19 protein-coding genes are annotated in these 18953 nt (G+C 70.2%); 18 read left to right on the plus strand and 1 reads right to left on the minus strand.

Translation table 11 applies throughout. The features are described 5' to 3' along the window. Positions 1 to 294: 294 nt before the first annotated feature. The 7 genes from aroC to nusB all read left to right on the plus strand — a co-directional run bounded on the left by aroC (position 295) and on the right by nusB (position 6441). Positions 295 to 1479 carry a chorismate synthase gene (gene aroC / locus ACWGIH_RS23010; protein WP_453452265.1) on the plus strand — a complete coding sequence of 395 codons (1185 nt, stop codon included), beginning with the start codon at positions 295 to 297 and terminating at the stop codon, positions 1477 to 1479. After that, positions 1476 to 1991, plus strand: coding sequence for a shikimate kinase (locus tag ACWGIH_RS23015; protein WP_453452264.1), 516 nt, complete (start codon positions 1476 to 1478; stop codon positions 1989 to 1991). Before aroC ends, ACWGIH_RS23015 begins: the two co-directional genes overlap by 4 nt. Beyond that, complete coding sequence (aroB, locus tag ACWGIH_RS23020; RefSeq protein ID WP_453452263.1) at positions 1988 to 3100, plus strand: 3-dehydroquinate synthase; 1113 nt, start codon at positions 1988 to 1990, stop codon at positions 3098 to 3100. Before ACWGIH_RS23015 ends, aroB begins: the two co-directional genes overlap by 4 nt. A gap of 161 nt (positions 3101 to 3261) precedes the next feature. Further along, entirely contained in the window at positions 3262 to 4212 is a 951-nt protein-coding gene (locus tag ACWGIH_RS23025; protein ID WP_453452262.1) for a Pro-rich N-terminal domain-containing protein, read from the plus strand. 58 nt (positions 4213 to 4270) lie between these two features. Continuing rightward, positions 4271 to 5377 (plus strand): aminopeptidase P family protein, encoded by a 1107-nt coding sequence (locus ACWGIH_RS23030; RefSeq protein WP_453452261.1) that lies wholly within the window; start codon positions 4271 to 4273, stop codon positions 5375 to 5377. A 60-nt stretch (positions 5378 to 5437) separates the two neighbouring features. Further along, a complete protein-coding gene (efp, locus tag ACWGIH_RS23035; RefSeq protein ID WP_344521662.1) occupies positions 5438 to 6004 on the plus strand; it encodes an elongation factor P in 567 nt (188 codons plus the stop codon). Positions 6005 to 6006: 2 nt separating this feature from the next. Next, a complete protein-coding gene (gene nusB, locus ACWGIH_RS23040; protein WP_453452260.1) occupies positions 6007 to 6441 on the plus strand; it encodes a transcription antitermination factor NusB in 435 nt (144 codons plus the stop codon). A 212-nt stretch (positions 6442 to 6653) separates the two neighbouring features. Here nusB and bldD read toward each other — a convergent pair whose 3' ends face one another. Beyond that, a complete protein-coding gene (bldD, locus tag ACWGIH_RS23045) occupies positions 6654 to 7154 on the minus strand; it encodes a transcriptional regulator BldD (RefSeq protein WP_249591133.1) in 501 nt (166 codons plus the stop codon). Between the two features lie 198 nt (positions 7155 to 7352). On the opposite strand from bldD, the gene pyrR reads away from it, so the two are divergent. From pyrR to rpoZ, 11 genes are all read left to right on the plus strand, one after another. Next, on the plus strand, positions 7353 to 7925 hold the full coding sequence (gene pyrR, locus ACWGIH_RS23050) for a bifunctional pyr operon transcriptional regulator/uracil phosphoribosyltransferase PyrR (protein WP_453449762.1): 573 nt from the start codon (positions 7353 to 7355) through the stop codon (positions 7923 to 7925). Positions 7926 to 8007: 82 nt separating this feature from the next. Continuing rightward, positions 8008 to 8994, plus strand: a complete 987-nt coding sequence (locus tag ACWGIH_RS23055) for an aspartate carbamoyltransferase catalytic subunit (RefSeq protein WP_453449823.1) — start codon at positions 8008 to 8010, stop codon at positions 8992 to 8994. 3 nt (positions 8995 to 8997) lie between these two features. After that, entirely contained in the window at positions 8998 to 10284 is a 1287-nt protein-coding gene (locus ACWGIH_RS23060; RefSeq protein ID WP_453449763.1) for a dihydroorotase, read from the plus strand. Continuing rightward, complete coding sequence (locus ACWGIH_RS23065) at positions 10281 to 10874, plus strand: PH-like domain-containing protein (protein ID WP_453449764.1); 594 nt, start codon at positions 10281 to 10283, stop codon at positions 10872 to 10874. Before ACWGIH_RS23060 ends, ACWGIH_RS23065 begins: the two co-directional genes overlap by 4 nt. Beyond that, a complete protein-coding gene (gene carA, locus ACWGIH_RS23070) occupies positions 10871 to 12016 on the plus strand; it encodes a glutamine-hydrolyzing carbamoyl-phosphate synthase small subunit (RefSeq protein ID WP_453449765.1) in 1146 nt (381 codons plus the stop codon). Before ACWGIH_RS23065 ends, carA begins: the two co-directional genes overlap by 4 nt. After that, the gene (gene carB, locus ACWGIH_RS23075) at positions 12009 to 15317 is read left to right on the plus strand and encodes a carbamoyl-phosphate synthase large subunit (RefSeq protein ID WP_453449766.1); all 3309 of its coding nucleotides are present in this window, start codon (positions 12009 to 12011) and stop codon (positions 15315 to 15317) included. The genes carA and carB overlap by 8 nt, the downstream gene beginning before the upstream one ends. Positions 15318 to 15391: 74 nt before the next feature. After that, positions 15392 to 16498, plus strand: a complete 1107-nt coding sequence (locus tag ACWGIH_RS23080) for a quinone-dependent dihydroorotate dehydrogenase (protein WP_453449767.1) — start codon at positions 15392 to 15394, stop codon at positions 16496 to 16498. 5 nt (positions 16499 to 16503) lie between these two features. Beyond that, positions 16504 to 17349: an orotidine-5'-phosphate decarboxylase gene (pyrF, locus tag ACWGIH_RS23085; protein WP_453449824.1), complete on the plus strand. Its 846-nt coding sequence runs from the start codon at positions 16504 to 16506 to the stop codon at positions 17347 to 17349. A 276-nt stretch (positions 17350 to 17625) separates the two neighbouring features. Continuing rightward, positions 17626 to 17949, plus strand: coding sequence for an integration host factor (locus ACWGIH_RS23090; RefSeq protein WP_005319887.1), 324 nt, complete (start codon positions 17626 to 17628; stop codon positions 17947 to 17949). A 38-nt stretch (positions 17950 to 17987) separates the two neighbouring features. Then, positions 17988 to 18581: a guanylate kinase gene (gene gmk, locus ACWGIH_RS23095; protein ID WP_361834569.1), complete on the plus strand. Its 594-nt coding sequence runs from the start codon at positions 17988 to 17990 to the stop codon at positions 18579 to 18581. Positions 18582 to 18655: 74 nt separating this feature from the next. After that, on the plus strand, positions 18656 to 18928 hold the full coding sequence (gene rpoZ / locus ACWGIH_RS23100; RefSeq protein WP_005319902.1) for a DNA-directed RNA polymerase subunit omega: 273 nt from the start codon (positions 18656 to 18658) through the stop codon (positions 18926 to 18928). Positions 18929 to 18953 lie beyond the last annotated feature (25 nt).

Below are 18953 nucleotides of genomic sequence, written 5' to 3' on the forward strand. Positions count from 1 at the left end.
ATCCACTCCGTTCCGCACGGATCGGGGCTGCTCCGGTTCCTGCCGGGCTGGCTGCAGTTGACGATCCTCGGCCTCGTCCTGACCACGGTCATCACCGTCTGGGTGGTCAAGCGCACGAGGGCGGGCGCCGCACGCAGGGCGGCCGCCGCCGACGCCGCGGGCTGAGCCCAGCCGTCCGGCTCGTGGACCAGGGGCCGGTCCCGCCCTCCCGACGTGGGAGGATCGGGGGTGGCGGGCCAGGGCCGCGCACCCGGTCGCGCCACGCAGTTCCAGGCGCGAGCATGAGGAGCACCGTTGAGCAGGTTGCGTTGGCTGACCGCGGGAGAGTCCCACGGACCCGCACTTGTCGCGACGCTGGAGGGTCTTCCCGCCGGCGTGCCGATCACCACGGAGATGGTGGCGGACCACCTGGCCCGGCGGCGCCTCGGCTATGGGCGCGGTGCGCGCATGAAATTCGAGCGCGACGAGGTCACCTTCCTGGGCGGCGTCCGGCACGGTCTGACCATGGGCTCGCCGGTCGCGATCATGGTGGGCAACACCGAGTGGCCCAAGTGGGAGCAGGTCATGGCGGCCGACCCGGTCGACCCGGAGATCCTCGCCGACCTGGCCCGCAACGCCCCACTGACCCGGCCCAGGCCCGGCCACGCCGACCTCGCGGGCATGCAGAAGTACGGCTTCGACGAGGCCCGTCCGATCCTGGAGCGCGCTTCCGCCCGTGAGACCGCGGCCCGCGTCGCGCTCGGCGCGGTCGCCCGCTCGTACCTCAAGGAGACGGCCGGGATCGAGATCGTCAGCCACGTGACCGAGCTGGCGAGCGCCAAGGCTCCGTACGGCGTCTACCCGGCCCCCGCCGACGTCGAGAAGCTCGACGCCGACCCGGTGCGCTGCCTCGACGCGGACGCGAGCAAGGCGATGGTCGCGGAGATCGACCAGGCCCACAAGGACGGCGACACCCTGGGCGGCGTCGTCGAGGTGCTGGCGTACAACGTGCCCGTCGGGCTCGGCTCGCACGTGCACTGGGACCGGCGGCTCGACGCCCGGCTCGCCGCCGCGCTCATGGGTATCCAGGCCATCAAGGGCGTCGAGGTCGGCGACGGTTTCGACCTGGCGCGGGTGCCGGGCTCCAAGGCGCACGACGAGATCGTCTCCACCGACGACGGCATCCGGCGCACGTCGGGCCGCTCCGGCGGCACCGAGGGCGGCCTGACCACCGGTGAGCTGCTGCGCGTTCGCGCCGCGATGAAGCCGATCGCGACCGTGCCGCGCGCGCTCGCCACCGTCGATGTCGCCACCGGCGAGGCCACCAAGGCGCACCACCAGCGCTCCGACGTGTGTGCGGTCCCGGCCGCGGGCATCGTCGCCGAGGCGATGGTCGCGCTGACCCTGGCCGACGCCGTCGCCGAGAAGTTCGGCGGCGACAGCGTGCCCGAGACCCGGCGCAACGTTCAGTCGTACCTCGACAACCTGCAGATCCGGTGACCGGCCCGCAGATCGTTCTCGTCGGGCCGATGGGCGTGGGCAAGTCGACGGTGGGCGCCCTGCTCGCCGAGCGCCTCGGCAGCGTCTACCGCGACACCGACGCCGACATCGTGGCCGCACAGGGCCGGGAGATCGCGGAGATCTTCGTGGACGAGGGCGAGCCGCACTTCCGCGACCTGGAGCGACAGGCCGTGCGTACGGCGCTCGCCGAGCACAAGGGCATCCTCGCGCTCGGCGGGGGCGCGATCCTCGACGAGTCGACCCGCGCGCTCCTGGCCCCGCACCCCGTCGTCTATCTGTCGATGGACGTCGAGGAGGCGGTCAAGCGCACCGGCCTGAACGTCGCGCGCCCGCTGCTCGCCGTCAATCCGCGCAAGCAGTGGCGCGAACTGATGGACGCCCGCCGTCAGTTCTACGCCGAAGTCGCCCGTGCCGTCGTCGCCACCGACGACCGCACCCCCGAAGAGGTAGCCCAAGCGGTCCTCGACGCACTGGAGTTGAAGGAAGCATGACGGAGATGGCTGAGACGTCGGGGCAGTCGCCCACCCGTATCCAGGTCGGCGGCACCGCGGGCACCGAGCCGTACGAGGTGCTCGTCGGGCGGCAGCTCCTCGGCGAGCTGCCCGGCCTGATCGGCGAGCGGACCAAGCGCGTCGCGATCATCCACCCGGAGGCGCTCGCCGAGACCGGCGACGCGCTGCGCGAGGACCTGGCGGGACAGGGCTTCGAGGTCGTCGCCATCCAGGTGCCGAACGCCGAGGAGGCCAAGACCGCCGAGGTCGCCGCGTACTGCTGGAAGGCTCTCGGACAGTCCGGCTTCACCCGCAGCGACATCATCATCGGTGTCGGCGGCGGAGCCACCACGGACCTCGCCGGGTTCGTGGCCGCGACCTGGCTGCGCGGGGTCCGCTGGATCGCCGTGCCGACCACCGTGCTCGGCATGGTCGACGCCGCGGTCGGCGGCAAGACCGGCATCAACACCGCCGAGGGCAAGAACCTGGTCGGCTCCTTCCACCCGCCGACGGGTGTGCTGTGTGACCTGGCCGCGCTCGACTCGCTGCCGGTCAACGACTTCGTCTCGGGCCTCGCGGAGATCATCAAGGCCGGTTTCATCGCCGACCCGGTGATCCTCGAACTGATCGAGGAGGACCCCGAGGCGGCGCGCAGCCCGCAGGGCCGGCACACCGCCGAGCTGATCGAGCGCTCCATCAAGGTCAAGGCCGAGGTCGTCTCCGGCGACCTCAAGGAGTCGGGCCTGCGCGAGATCCTCAACTACGGCCACACCCTCGCCCACGCCATCGAGAAGAACGAGCGCTACAAGTGGCGGCACGGCGCGGCCGTCTCCGTGGGCATGGCCTTCGCGGCCGAACTCGGCCGCCTCGCGGGACGACTCGACGACGCGACCGCCGACCGGCACCGTGCCGTCCTGGAGTCGGTCGGCCTGCCCCTGAGCTACCGCTACGACCAGTGGCCCAAGCTCCTGGAGACCATGAAGGTCGACAAGAAGTCCCGCGGTGACCTGCTGCGGTTCATCGTCCTCGACGGCCTCGGCAAGCCGACCGTCCTGGAGGGACCCGACCCCGCGATGCTGCTCGCCGCGTACGGCGAAGTGGCGAACTAGCGCCCGAGAAGCGCTGAATCGGCCCGCCAGAACAAGCCACGGGCACCCTGCGGCCTCCCCGGCCGTTCACACAACGTCGGCCGGGGACGGTACCGTTCGGTAACGGGTGGCCCCGGCCGCCGCCCGACCAGCGTCAGTCGCACGAGACGGAGTGGCACCGGATGCAGCACGCAGTGGGGTCTCCGCTGCCGCCGCCCCATCAGCCGGGGCACGGACCGGCCACCGGCTGGTCCCCGGCCGCACATCACCCGAGCGGTCCGCCGCCGGGTGCCGCGCCGGGCGGCCCACCGCCTCCCGCGCCGGGATTCGCCGGCGCACCGCACCCGCAGGGCACGGCCCCTCATCCGCAGGGACCGGCCCCGCACCCGCACGCCCCGACGCCGCAGCACGTGGCGCCGGGCGCCCCGCAGCACGGCGTCGCCCCCCAGCACGGCCACGCCCCCGGCGCCCCCGTGCCCCCGACCCCGGACACCACGGGGCACATCCAGCTGCCGCCCGGTGGCCCCGTCGCCATGCCGAGCCCGCCGCCCGGCACGGCCCAGGCGGACACCGGCGGCACCACGCTGGCCGTCCTCCTGATCGGCCCCGCGGGCGCGGGCAAGACGAGCGTCGCCAAGTACTGGGCGGAGCACCGGCGGATGCCGACCGCCCACATCAGCCTGGACGACGTACGCGAATGGGTGCGCTCGGGCTTCGCGGACCCCCAGTCGGGCTGGAACGACCACTCCGAGGCGCAGTACCGCCTGGCCCGCCGCACCTGCGGTTTCGCCGCCCGGAACTTCCTGGCCAACGGCATCTCCTGCATCCTCGACGACGCGGTCTTCCCGGACCGCCCGGTCGTCGGCCTCGGCGGCTGGAAGCGTCATGTGGGCCCCGGTCTGCTTCCGGTGGTCCTGCTGCCCGGCCTGGAGATCGTCCTGGAGCGCAACGCGGAGCGCAGCGGCAACCGACGACTGACCGACGAGGAAGTGGCCCGCATCCACGGCCGCATGGCCGGCTGGTACGGCTCGGGCCTGCCCATCATCGACAACTCCCAGCTGGACGTGCCCGCCACGGCCCGGGTCCTCGACGACGTCCTCGCCCGCTCCATCGCGAGCCCGCCGCAGTGGTAGCCGCTCGGTCGGACGCGCTCGACCGGCCGTCTCGCCTCACCGCTCATAGGCTCGTCCCATGTCTGAGGTGTACGCGGCCCGCCGTGAGCGGCTGAGGGAGCGTTGTGCCGCGGGCGGCAGCGCGTCGGCGCTGGTGTCCCGTCCCGCCAACGTGCGGTATCTCGCGGGGGCGGCGCCACAGGGTGCCGTGCTCCTGCTGGGCAGCAGCGAGGATCTGCTGCTGTGCTCAGGGCCGCTCGGCGACGAGCAGGGCGAGGGGCGGCCCGACGAGGCGCTGCGCGTCCAGCTGCTCGACGCGGCCGGAGGCGACCCCGCCGTCGCGGGGGCCGATCTCGCGGCCGGGCAGGGCGCCGACTCACTCGCCGTCGAGGAGCACGACCTCACGGTCGCCCGCCATCGCGCGCTGAGATCCGTCGCGCCGCGGCTGCGACTCACGGATGTCGGGGGAGCGGTCGAGCAGTTGCGGCTCGTGAAGGACGAGGAGGAGATCTCCTGTCTGCGGATCGGCTCCGAGATCGCGGATCAGGCGCTCGGTGAGCTGCTCGAATCGATTCTCGTGGGGCGTACGGAACGCCATCTCGCCCTGGAGCTGGAGCGCCGCCTCGTCGATCACGGCGCCGACGGGCCCGCTTTCCCGACCTCCGTCGCCACCGGGCCGAACGCGGGCCGGGGCGGTCACCGGCCCTCGGACCGGCGGGTGGAGGAGGGGGATTTCCTCTCCGTGTGCCTGGGCGCCAGCTATCGCGGATATCGTTGCGAGATCGGGCGTACGTTCGTCATCGGTACGTCTCCCGCGGACTGGCAGATCGAGTTGTACGACCTCGTCTTCGCCGCTCAGCGGGCGGGCAGGGAGGCTCTCGTACCGGGCGCCGCCTACCGCGACATCGACCGGGCGGCGCGCCTCGTACTGGACTCCGCGGGGTACGCGGACGGCCTCCCTCCGCTGATGGGACATGGGCTGGGGCTCGAAATCGACGAGGACCCGCAGTTGGCGCCCGCGGCCATGGGTAAACTGGACGCTTGCGTGCCGGTCACCGTCGAACCGGGGGTTCACATCCCGGGACGGGGTGGTGTCCGGATCGATGACACGCTCGTCGTGCGCCCCGAGGCGGACGGCGGACCCGAGCTACTCACCATTACGACCAAGGAGCTGCTCGCGCTCTAGCTTTCCGAGCTATGCGCGTGCGCCGGGGTCGTCCACGTCAGTCCAGGAGATTCCGCAACCGTGGCTTCCACGAACGACCTCAAGAACGGCCTGGTGCTCAAGCTCGACGGGGGCCAGCTCTGGTCCGTCGTCGAGTTCCAGCACGTCAAGCCCGGCAAGGGCCCTGCCTTTGTGCGCACCAAGCTCAAGAACGTGATGTCCGGCAAGGTCGTCGACAAGACGTTCAACGCCGGCGTCAAGGTCGACACGGCGACGATCGACAAGCGCGACATGCAGTTCTCCTACATGGACGGCGACTACTTCGTCTTCATGGACATGGAGACGTACGACCAGCTGCACGTCGACCGCAAGTCCGTCGGTGACGCCGCCAACTTCCTGATCGAGGGCTTCACGGCCTCCGTCGCGCAGCACGAGGGCGAAGTCCTCTTCGTCGAGCTGCCGGCCGCCGTCGAGCTGGTCATCCAGGAGACCGAGCCCGGCGTCCAGGGCGACCGCTCCACCGGCGGCACCAAGCCCGCGACGCTGGAGACCGGCCACCAGATCCAGGTGCCGCTCTTCATCACCACCGGCGAGAAGATCAAGGTCGACACCCGTGACAGCGGCTACCTCGGCCGGGTGAACAGCTAACCGTGGCTGCTCGTAATACGGCCCGCAAGCGCGCCTTCCAGATTCTCTTCGAGGCCGACCAGCGTGGCGCAGATGTTGTGACGGTCCTCGCGGACTGGGTGCGCCACTCGCGGACCGATACCCGGCAGCCGCCGGTGAGCGAGTTCACGATGGAGCTGGTCGAGGGGTACGCGGAGCACGCGCGCCACATCGACGAGCTGATCTCGCAGTACGCCGTCGGGTGGACCCTGGACCGGATGCCGGTCGTCGACCGCAACATCCTGCGGCTCGGCGCCTACGAGCTGATCTGGGTCGACGCGACGCCGGACGCCGTGGTGCTCGACGAGTCGGTGCAGCTCGCCAAGGAGTTCTCCACGGACGATTCGCCGTCCTTCGTGAACGGCCTGCTCGGCCGCTTCAAGGACCTGAAGCCGGGTCTGCGCCGCGACGAGGCGTAGCCGGGGTTCGGACGCCGCTCAGAGGGCCCGCAGCACACCGCTGCGGGCCCTCTGGCGTGTCCTGGAGCCCCGTGTGGGGCCTATGGGGTTCCTGGGGTCGCTGTGGCCCTCCCGGGAGCCCAGGAGGCCCACGCACGACGCCGGGGTGGCCGGAACCCGATCGGTTCCGGCCACCCCGGCGGTACGTTTCTGCTCAAGTGTCCCTTGAGGGATCAGACGTCGTCGTGAGCGACGGCGCGGCGCGCGTCCGCGTCCAGGACGCCCCAGCTGATCAGCTGCTCGGTGAGGACCGAGGGCGACTGGTCATAGATCACGGCGAGGGTGCGCAGGTCGTCCTGGCGGATCGACAGCACCTTGCCGTTGTAGTCACCGCGCTGCGACTGGATCGTGGCGGCATACCGCTGAAGGGGGCCCGCCTTCTCCTGCGGGACGTGCGCGAGGCGCTCCAGGTCGAGCACGAGCTTCGGCGGCGGCTCGGCCGCGCCGCCGGGAGCGGTGCCGGGCAGCAATTCCTGGACCGGAACGCCGTAGAAGTCCGCCAGCTCGGCAAGGCGCTGTACGGTCACGGCGCGATCGCCGCGTTCGTACGAACCGACCACGACCGCCTTCCAGCGTCCCTGGGACTTTTCCTCGACGCCGTGGAGGGAAAGGCCCTGCTGGGTACGGATGGCGCGGAGCTTGGCCCCGAGCTGTTTGGCGTATTCGCTGGACATATAGCTCCCCGGACGAAGAACGGTAACTCACTGTGAGGTTACGCAGCGTTACTTGGGTGCGTCAAGCCGAATGGTCCGTACCGGCACTTCCGAGGGGGGTCGTGACCGGGGACGTTTCCGGTGCTGGTAGCGTGGATGGCGCAATTTCGACGTCCTTTAAGGTCCGTCCCGTGAGGCGGAGAAGGAGGTCCGTTTCATATGGACTCGCACGACACGAACGAAACCGATGTCGCCCGGCCCGTGCTCGAAGGCCCGGACATCGCACGGGTGTTGACCCGTATCGCGCACGAGATCGTCGAGCGCGCCAAAGGCGCCGAGGACGTGGTGCTGCTCGGCATTCCCACGCGCGGCGTCTTCCTCGCCCGGCGCCTCGCCGAGAAGCTCGAAGAAATCACCGGACGCACGATCCCGGTTGGCTCACTCGACATCACGATGTACCGCGACGACCTGCGCATGCATCCGCCGCGCGCACTGGCCCGCACCGAGATCCCCGGTGACGGCATCGACGGCCGCCTCGTCGTCCTCGTGGACGACGTGCTCTTCTCCGGTCGCACCATCCGCGCCGCCCTCGACGGCCTGAACGACATCGGGCGCCCGCGCGCGGTGCAGCTCGCCGTCCTCGTCGACCGCGGCCACCGCGAACTCCCGATCCGTGCCGATTACGTCGGCAAGAACCTCCCCACGTCGTTGCGGGAGACGGTCAAGGTCCAGCTCGCCGAGGAGGACGGCCGCGACGCCGTGCTGCTCGGTGCCAAGCCCGCTTCCGCGTAGCACCGGCTCCCTCCACGGGCCCCGGGGCACACCCCTGCGCGCCCGCGTGCCCGCACACCTCCACATGACGGAGTACACCCAGATGATGCGACACCTCATCTCGGCCGCCGACCTCACCCGCGACGACGCCGTTCTCATCCTCGACACCGCCGAGGAGATGGCCCGGGTCGCCGACCGGCCGATCAAGAAGCTTCCCGCCCTGCGCGGCCGCACGATCTGCAATCTGTTCTTCGAGGACTCGACGCGGACCCGGATCTCCTTCGAGGCCGCCGAGAAGCGCCTCTCCGCCGACGTCATCAACTTCGCCGCCAAGGGCTCCAGCGTCTCCAAGGGCGAGTCCCTCAAGGACACCGCCCAGACCCTGGAGGCGATGGGCGTCGACGCCGTCGTCATCCGGCACGGCGCGTCCGGCGCCCCCTACCGCCTCGCCACCTCCGGCTGGATCGACGCCCCGGTGATCAACGCGGGCGACGGCACCCACCAGCACCCCACGCAGGCGCTGCTCGACGCCTTCACCATGCGGCGCCGCCTCGTCGGCCGCGACGCGGGCCTCGGCAAGGACCTGGCCGGCAAGCGCATCACGCTCGTCGGCGACGTCCTGCACAGCCGGGTCGCGCGCTCGAACGTCGACCTGCTGCACACCCTGGGCGCCGAGGTGACCCTGGTCGCCCCGCCCACGCTCGTCCCGGTCGGCGTGGACAACTGGCCCTGCGACGTGTCGTACGACCTGGACCGGGTGCTGCCGAAGTCCGACGCCGTGATGATGCTGCGCGTGCAGCGCGAGCGGATGAACGCCGCGTTCTTCCCGACCGAGCGCGAGTACTCGCGTCGCTACGGCCTGGACGGCGAGCGCATGGCCAAGATGCCGGAGCACGCCATCGTGATGCACCCCGGCCCGATGGTCCGCGGCATGGAGATCACCGCCGAGGTCGCCGACTCCGACCGCTGCACGGTCATCGAGCAGGTCGCCAACGGTGTGCACACCCGGATGGCCGTCCTTTATCTGCTCCTGGGCGGGAACGAACCCGCCGTCACCCACACGCGCCCCACCGCCTCAGAGGAGAAGTAAGACATGAGCAAGACCCTGATCCGTGGTGCGAAGGTGCTCGGCGGCGAGCCCCAGGACGTCCTGATCGACGGCGGGACGATCGTCGAGGTGGGGACCGGCATCGACGCGACCGGCGCCACCGTCGTCGAGGCCGAGGGCCAGATCCTGCTGCCCGGCCTCGTCGACCTGCACACCCACCTGCGCGAGCCCGGCCGCGAGGACTCCGAGACCGTCCTGACCGGCACGCAGGCCGCCGCCTCCGGTGGCTACACCGCCGTGTTCGCCATGGCCAACACCTTCCCCGTCGCCGACACCGCCGGCGTCGTCGAGCAGGTCTACCGCCTCGGCCAGGAGGGCGGGTACGCCGACGTGCAGCCGATCGGCGCCGTCACCGTCGGCCTCGAGGGCAAGAAGCTCGCCGAGCTCGGCGCCATGCACGAGTCCGCGGCCGGCGTCACCGTCTTCTCCGACGACGGCAAGTGCGTCGACGACGCCGTGATCATGCGCCGCGCCCTGGAGTACGTGAAGGCCTTCGGCGGCGTCGTCGCCCAGCACGCGCAGGAGCCGCGGCTCACCGAGGGCGCCCAGATGAACGAGGGTGTCGTCTCCGCCGAGCTGGGCCTCGGCGGCTGGCCCGCCGTCGCCGAGGAGTCGATCATCGCGCGTGACGTGCTGCTCGCCGAGCACGTCGGCTCGCGGGTGCACATCTGCCACCTGTCCACCGCCGGCTCGGTCGAGATCGTCCGCTGGGCGAAGTCGCGCGGCATCGACGTAACCGCCGAGGTCACCCCGCACCACCTGCTCCTGACCGACGAGATGGTCCGCTCGTACAACCCGGTCTACAAGGTCAACCCGCCGCTGCGCACCGAGCGCGACGTCATGGCGCTGCGCGAGGCCCTGGCCGACGGCACGATCGACATCGTCGCCACCGACCACGCCCCGCACCCGCACGAGGACAAGGACTGCGAGTGGGCCGCGGCCGCCATGGGCATGGTGGGCCTGGAGACCGCGCTCTCCGTCGTCCAGCAGACGATGGTCGAGACGGGCCTGCTCACCTGGGCCGGGGTCGCCGACCGGATGTCCGTCAAGCCCGCCGAGATCGGGCAGGCGAAGGGCCACGGACGCCCCGTCTCGGCAGGTGAGCCCGCGAACCTCACGCTTCTCGATCCGGCTTACCGTGGTGTCGTGGACCCCGCGGGCTTCAGCTCGCGCAGCGGCAACACCCCCTACGAGGGCCGTGAGCTGCCCGGTCGCGTGACGCACACGTGGCTGCGGGGCCGCGCCACGGTCGTCGACGGGAAGCTCGCGTGACATCTCTGATCTCCGCCGCGGCGGGAAACGCCGCCGCAATCGCCGCCGAGAAGAAGTCGGCGGACGTGACGGACTGGGCCGCCCGTGCGGGCTGGGTCGTCGGACTGCTGCTCTTCATCGCGCTCGTCTACTGGCTGATGCGCGAGGGCTGGAAGTGGCGCGGCACGCTCCAGGGCGACCTGCCGGAGCTCCCTGCCGCGCCGTCCGAGCCGGGTCCGGCCAGACTTGAGCTGAGCGGTCGCTACCACGGCTCGACCACGGCAGGGCAGTGGCTCGACCGCATCGTGGCGCACGGTCTCGGCACCCGCAGCCGCGTCGAGCTCACGCTCACCGACGCGGGCCTGGACGTCGTACGCCCCGGCGCGGCCGACTTCTTCGTCCCGGCCGCACAGCTGCGCGAGGCCCGCCTCGACAAGGGCATCGCCGGGAAGGTCCTCGCGGAGGGCGGTCTGCTGATCGTCACCTGGGAGCACGGCGAGAAGCTGATCGACTCCGGCTTCCGCTCGGACCACGCGGCCGAGCAGGCCGCATGGGTCGAGGCCATCAACAACATGATCAAGACCAGCACTACGGAAGGCACCGCACGATGACGACCTCCACCAGGGGAGCCTCGAAGACTCCCGCCGTACTCGTCCTGGAGGACGGCCGCATCTTCCGCGGCCGCGCCTACGGGGCCGTGGGGGAGACCTTCGGCGAAGCGGTGTTCTCCACCGGCATGACCGGTTACCAGGAGACCCTCACCGACCCCTCGTACCACCGCCAGGTCGTCGTCATGACGGCCCCGCACGTCGGCAACACGGGCGTGAACGACGAGGACGACGAGTCCGCCCGCATCTGGGTCTCCGGCTACGTCGTGCGCGACCCCGCGCGCGTGCCCTCCAACTGGCGCTCCAAGCGCACGCTGGACGAGCAGCTCACCGCCCAGGGCGTCGTCGGCATCTCCGGCATCGACACCCGCGCCCTCACCCGCCACCTGCGCGAGAGCGGCGCCATGCGCGTCGGCATCTTCTCCGGAGAGGCGGTCGCGGACGACGCGGCACTGCTCGCCCGCGTCAAGGAGGCCCCCCAGATGGCGGGCGCCAGCCTGTCGTCCGAGGTCGCCACCACCGAGTCGTACGTCGTCCCGGCCATCGGCGAGAAGAAGTTCACCGTGGCCGCGCTCGACCTCGGCATCAAGGGCATGACCCCGCACCGCATGGCCGAGCGCGGCATCGAGGTGCACGTGCTGCCCGCCACCGCGACGCTGGAGGACGTGTACGCGGTCAACCCCGACGGGTTCTTCCTCTCCAACGGGCCCGGCGACCCCTCCACCGTCGACCTGACCGTGGTCAAGGGCGTCCTGGAGCGCAAGACCCCGCTCTTCGGCATCTGCTTCGGCAACCAGATCCTCGGCCGGGCGCTCGGCTTCGGCACGTACAAGCTGAAGTACGGCCACCGCGGCATCAACCAGCCCGTGCAGGACCGCACGACCGGCAAGGTCGAGGTCACCGCGCACAACCACGGCTTCGCCGTCGACGCGCCGCTGGACAAGGTCTCCGACACGCCCTACGGGCGCGCCGAGGTCTCCCACGTGTGCCTCAACGACCAGGTGGTGGAGGGGCTCCAGCTCCTCGACCAGCCCGCGTTCAGCGTCCAGTACCACCCCGAAGCCGCCGCGGGTCCGCACGACGCCGCGTACCTCTTCGACCGCTTCGTATCCTTGATGACCGCAGAAGGAGCCCAGCGTGCCTAAGCGCACCGATATCCAGTCCGTCCTGGTCATCGGCTCCGGCCCGATCGTCATCGGCCAGGCAGCGGAGTTCGACTACTCCGGCACCCAGGCCTGCCGCGTCCTCAAGGCCGAGGGCCTGCGCGTCATCCTGGTGAACTCGAACCCGGCGACGATCATGACCGACCCGGAGATCGCCGACGCGACCTACGTCGAGCCGATCACCCCCGAGTTCGTCGAGAAGATCATCGCCAAGGAGCGCCCCGACGCGCTCCTGCCCACCCTGGGCGGCCAGACCGCGCTCAACACCGCGATCTCCATGCACGAGCAGGGCGTCCTGGAGAAGTACGGCGTCGAGCTCATCGGAGCCAACGTCGAGGCGATCAACAAGGGCGAGGACCGCGACCTCTTCAAGGGCGTCGTCGAAGAGGTCAGCAAGAAGATCGGGCACGGCGAGTCCGCCCGCTCGTACATCTGCCACTCCATGGACGACGTCCTCAAGGGCGTCGACGAGCTCGGCGGCTACCCCGTGGTCGTCCGCCCCTCCTTCACCATGGGCGGCGCCGGTTCCGGCTTCGCGCACGACGAGGAGGAGCTGCGCCGCATCGCCGGGCAGGGCCTCACGCTCTCGCCGACCACCGAGGTGCTCCTCGAGGAGTCCATCCTCGGCTGGAAGGAGTACGAGCTGGAGCTGATGCGCGACAAGAACGACAACGTCGTGGTCGTCTGCTCCATCGAGAACTTCGACCCGATGGGTGTGCACACCGGCGACTCGATCACCGTCGCCCCGGCGATGACGCTGACCGACCGCGAGTACCAGACCCTGCGGGACGTCGGCATCGCGATCATCCGCGAGGTAGGTGTCGACACCGGCGGCTGCAACATCCAGTTCGCCATCGACCCGACGGACGGCCGGGTCATCGTCATCGAGATGAACCCGCGTGTCTCGCGGTCCTCCGCGCTGGCGTCGAAGGCCACCGGATTCCCGATCGCGAAGATCGCCGCGAAGCTGGCCGTCGGCTACACGCTGGACGAGATCCCGAACGACATCACCGAGAAGACCCCGGCCTCCTTCGAGCCGACGCTCGACTACGTGGTGGTCAAGGCCCCGCGTTTCGCCTTCGAGAAGTTTCCCTCGGCGGACTCGACCCTGACGACCACCATGAAGTCGGTCGGTGAGGCCATGGCGATCGGCCGCAACTTCACCGAGGCGCTGCAGAAGGCGCTGCGGTCCCTGGAGAAGAAGGGCTCGCAGTTCACCTTCGTGGGCGAGCCGGGCGACAAGGACCAGCTCCTCGAAGAGGCGATCCGGCCGACCGACGGGCGCATCAACTCCGTCATGCAGGCCATCCGCGCCGGCGCGACGCCCGAGGAGGTCTTCGAGTCCACGAAGATCGACCCGTGGTTCGTCGACCAGCTCTTCCTGATCAAGGAGATCGCGGACGAGCTCGCCGCCGCGGAGCGCCTGGACGCCGACCTGCTCGCCGAGGCCAAGCGGCACGGCTTCTCGGACCACCAGATCGCGGAGATCCGCGGCCTGCGCGAGGACGTCGTCCGCGAGGTGCGCCACGCGCTCGGTGTGCGCCCGGTCTACAAGACGGTCGACACCTGCGCCGCCGAGTTCGCCGCGAAGACGCCGTACTTCTACTCCTCGTACGACGAGGAGAACGAGGTCGCCAAGCGCGAGAAGCCCGCGGTCATCATCCTGGGCTCCGGCCCCAACCGCATCGGCCAGGGCATCGAGTTCGACTACTCCTGCGTCCACGCCTCCTTCGCGCTGAGCGACGCGGGCTACGAGACCGTGATGGTCAACTGCAACCCCGAGACCGTCTCCACGGACTACGACACCTCCGACCGGCTGTACTTCGAGCCGCTGACGCTCGAGGACGTTTTGGAGATCGTCAACGTCGAGGCGCAGGCAGGGCCGATCGCGGGCGTCATCGTCCAGCTCGGCGGCCAGACCCCGCTGGGCCTGGCGCAGGCGCTCAAGGACAACGGCGTGCCGGTCGTGGGCACCTCGCCCGAGGCCATCCACGCCGCAGAGGACCGCGGCGCCTTCGGCCGGGTGCTCGCCGAGGCCGGTCTGCCCGCGCCCAAGCACGGCACCGCGACGACCTTCTCCGAGGCCAAGGCCATCGCCGACGAGATCGGCTACCCCGTCCTCGTACGCCCGTCGTACGTGCTCGGCGGCCGCGGCATGGAGATCGTGTACGACGAGACCCGCCTCTCCGCGTACATCGAGGAGTCGACCGAGATCAGCCCCTCGCGGCCGGTGCTCGTGGACCGCTTCCTCGACGACGCGATCGAGATCGACGTGGACGCGCTCTACGACGGCCAGGAGCTCTACCTCGGCGGCGTCATGGAGCACATCGAGGAAGCCGGCATCCACTCCGGCGACTCGGCGTGCGCGCTGCCCCCGATCACCCTCGGTGGCCACGACATCAAGCGCCTGAGGGCTTCCACGGAGGGCATCGCCAAGGGCGTCGGCGTCCGCGGCCTCATCAACATCCAGTTCGCCATGGCCGGGGACATCCTCTACGTCCTGGAGGCCAACCCGCGCGCCTCGCGCACCGTCCCCTTCACCTCGAAGGCGACCGCGGTGCCGCTGGCCAAGGCCGCCGCGCGCATCTCGCTCGGCGCCACCGTCGCCGAGCTGCGCGCCGAGGGCATGCTCCCGGCGACCGGTGACGGCGGCACGCTGCCGATGGACGCGCCGATCTCGGTCAAGGAAGCCGTCATGCCGTGGTCGCGCTTCCGCGACATCCACGGGCGTGGCGTCGACACCGTCCTCGGCCCGGAGATGCGCTCGACGGGCGAGGTCATGGGCATCGACTCGGTGTTCGGCACGGCGTACGCCAAGTCGCAGGCAGGCGCGTACGGTCCGCTGCCGACCAAGGGCCGCGCCTTCATCTCGGTGGCCAACCGCGACAAGCGCTCGATGATCTTCCCGGCGCGTGAACTGGTCGCGCACGGCTTCGAGCTGCTCGCCACCTCCGGCACCGCCGAGGTGCTCAAGCGCAACGGCATCAACGCCACGATCGTGCGCAAGCAGAGCGAGGGCGAGGGCCCGAACGGCGAGAAGACGATCGTCCAGCTGATCCACGACGGCGCGGTCGACCTCATCGTCAACACCCCGTACGGCACCGGTGGCCGCCTCGACGGCTACGACATCCGTACGGCGGCCGTCTCCCGCTCCGTGCCGTGCCTGACGACGGTCCAGGCGCTCGCCGCCGCCGTCCAGGGCATCGACGCGCTCAACGGCGGGGACGTGGGCGTCCGTTCACTGCAGGAACACGCGGAGCATCTGACCGCGGCCCGCGACTAGCAGCCCACCAGGGGGACACCGATCCGGTGTCCCCCTTCTGGTGAGCACACCTGAGGACATCTGAGGACCCCTACATGTACAAATTCTTCTTCGACCTCGTCTTCAAGCGCATGGACCCGGAGCAGGCCCACTACGCGGCCTTCCGCTGGATCCGGCTCGCGGCCCGCGTCCCCGTGCTGCGCACGTTCATCGCCGCCGTGCTCGCGCCGCGTCACAAGGAGCTGCGCACCGAGGCCCTCGGCCTTCGGATGCACGGCCCCTTCGGTCTCGCCGCGGGCTTCGACAAGAACGCCGTCGCGATCGACGGCATGTCGATGCTGGGCTTCGACCACATCGAGATCGGCACCGTCACGGGAGAGTCGCAGCCCGGCAACCCCAAGAAGCGGCTCTTCCGCCTCGTGCAGGACCGGGCGCTGATCAACCGCATGGGCTTCAACAACGAGGGCTCGGCGGCCGTGGCCGAGCGCCTGGGCGCCCGCAAGGCCGTCTTCAAGACGGTCGTGGGCGTGAACATCGGCAAGACCAAGGTCGTCCCCGAGGAGGAGGCCGCCGCCGACTACGTGAAGTCGACCGAGCGGCTCGCCGCCCACGCCGACTACCTCGTGGTCAACGTGTCGTCCCCGAACACCCCCGGCCTGCGCAACCTCCAGGCCACGGAGTCGCTCCGGCCGCTGCTCACCGCCGTACGCGAGGCGGCCGACCGCAGCGTCTCCGGGCGGCGCGTGCCGCTCCTCGTGAAGATCGCCCCCGACCTGGCCGACGAGGACGTCGACGCGGTCGCCGACCTGGCCGTCGAACTCGGCCTCGACGGCATCATCGCCACGAACACGACCATCGCGCGCGAGGGCCTCGGTTTGCGATCCGAACCTTCGCTCTACGGCGAGACCGGCGGTCTGTCCGGGGCGCCCCTCAAGGAGCGCTCCCTGGAGGTCTTGCGCCGCCTCTACGCGCGCGTGGGCGACCGCATCACGCTCGTGGGCGTCGGCGGCATCGAGAACGCCGAGGACGCCTGGCAGCGGATCCTCGCGGGCGCCACCCTGGTGCAGGGCTACAGCGCGTTCATCTACGAGGGGCCCTTCTGGGGCCGCGCGATCCACAAGGGGCTCGCCGCCCGTCTGAACACCTCCCCGTACGCCACGCTCGCCGAGGCTGTCGGCGCCGACGTCAGGAAGCCCCAGTGACCAGCATGAGTGCCCTCGAACCCTTCGGTACGCGCCTGCGCCACGCCATGGACGAGCGCGGCCCGCTCTGCGTCGGCATCGACCCGCACGCCTCCCTGCTGTCGGCCTGGGGACTGAACGACGACGTGGCGGGCCTGGAGCGGTTCACCGGGACCGTCGTCGAGGCACTGGCCGACACGGTGGCCGTCTTCAAGCCGCAAAGCGCGTTCTTCGAGCGCTTCGGCTCGCGCGGCATCGCCGTCCTTGAGAAGGCGGTCCAGGAGCTGCGCGCGGCCGGCGCCCTAGTGGTCATGGACGCCAAGCGCGGCGACATCGGCTCGACGATGGCCGCGTACGCCGAGACCTTCCTGCACAAGGACTCGCCGCTCTTCAGCGACGCCCTCACGGTCTCGCCCTACCTCGGCTACGGCTCGCTGAAGCCGGCCGTCGACCTCGCGCGCGAGAACGGCACCGGGCTCTTCGTTCTCGCCCTCACCTCCAACCCCGAGGGCGCCGAGGTGCAGCACGCGGTGCGCGAGGACGGCCGCACGATCGGCGCGACGATGCTGGGGCACCTGGCGGCCGACAACGCCGGTGCGCGGCCCCTGGGGTCCTTCGGCGCCGTCGTGGGGGCCACGCTCGGGGACCTGTCCTCGTACGACCTCGCGATCAACGGTCCGCTGCTCGCCCCCGGCATCGGGGCGCAGGGAGCCACCCCGGCGGATCTGCCGGAGGTCTTCGGGGACGCCGTGCGCAACGTCGTGCCGAGCGTGAGCCGGGGTGTCCTGCGTCACGGTCCCGACGTGGTGGGTCTGCGCGTCGCCGCGAGCCGCTTCGCGGACGAGATCCGTGAGGCTGTCGCCTCGTCCTGAGGGCGTTTTTCCGTCTTCGAAGGTCGTGTCCGGCCACGTCCCCACGTTTCGCTGATGACTCACCGGGCCAAATCCGGGGTGAAATGCCCGAAATGCACACCTCGGCAGAGGCTGACCAGGACTTTTCGTCTGTTCTCGCTGACTCCGGCGGCCATGCCCGCTAGTCTCCGACGAGAGCGAACGGGCAAGCGCGTTGCACGTTGCTCACCAGGTGTGGGGCGACTAGGTTCCTCACCGGTCCGTATCCGACAGTTCGACATCCGAGGTGACGTAGGCGTGGCTCTTCCGCCCCTTACCCCTGAACAGCGCGCAGCCGCGCTCGAAAAGGCCGCCGCGGCTCGCCGGGAGCGGGCCGAGGTCAAGAATCGACTCAAGCACTCCGGTGCCTCGCTTCACGAGGTCATCAAGCAGGGTCAGGAGAACGATGTCATCGGCAAGATGAAGGTCTCCGCCCTCCTGGAGTCGCTGCCCGGCGTGGGCAAGGTCCGCGCCAAGCAGATCATGGAGCGTCTTGGCATCTCCGAGAGCCGCCGTGTGCGCGGTCTCGGCTCCAACCAGATCGCCTCCTTGGAGCGTGAGTTCGGCGGTGGCGCTGCCTGACGTTCTCAGGCACTCCTGAGAACCTGGATAATCGCTGCATGGCTGCAACATCCCGGGGGACGACCCCCGTGCCCCCGGACGTACGTCCGCGGCTGACCGTGCTCTCCGGCCCCTCAGGGGTCGGCAAGAGCACGGTCGTCGCTCATATGCGCAAAGAACACCCCGAGGTCTGGCTCTCGGTCTCGGCCACCACCCGGAAGCCGCGCCCCGGTGAGAAGGACGGTGTCCACTACTTCTTCGTCTCCGACGATGAGATGGACAAGCTGATCGCCAATGGCGAGCTCCTCGAATGGGCCGAGTTCGCGGGCAACCGCTACGGCACGCCGCGGGGCGCCGTCCTGAAGCGCCTCGAGGCGGGCGAGCCCGTCCTCCTGGAGATCGATCTGCAGGGCGCGCGCCTGGTCCGCGAGTCGATGTCCGAGGCCCAGCTGGTCTTCCTCGCCCCGCCGAGCTGGGAGGAACTGGTCCGCAGGCTCACCGGCCGGGGGACCGAGGCGCCCGAGGTGATCGAGCGCAGGCTCGGCGCGGCGAAGATCGAACTCGCCGCGGAGGCCGAGTTCGATACGACCCTGGTCAATACCTCCGTCGAGGATGTGGCGCGTGAGCTGCTAGCCTTGATGAAAGTTGTTTGATCTTCTTCATCCTCAGTAACCCGGACTGACCCTCATTTTCCATTCGAAGGTCAATCCCCATCGGAAGGCAGAGAGTGTCCTCTTCCATCACTGCGCCCGAGGGCATCATCAACCCGCCGATTGATGAGCTCCTCGAGGCAACCGACTCGAAGTACAGCCTCGTGATCTACGCCGCCAAGCGCGCGCGCCAGATCAACGCGTACTACTCGCAGCTCGGTGAGGGCCTGCTGGAGTACGTCGGCCCGCTGGTGGACACGCACGTCCACGAGAAGCCGCTCTCCATCGCGCTCCGCGAGATCAACGCGGGCCTGCTGACGTCCGAGGCCATCGAGGGCCCGGCGCAGTAATCGCCGTTCTTCTCTTGCAGTTCTT

The sequence above is a fragment of the Streptomyces sp. NPDC054872 genome, from assembly GCF_053610705.1.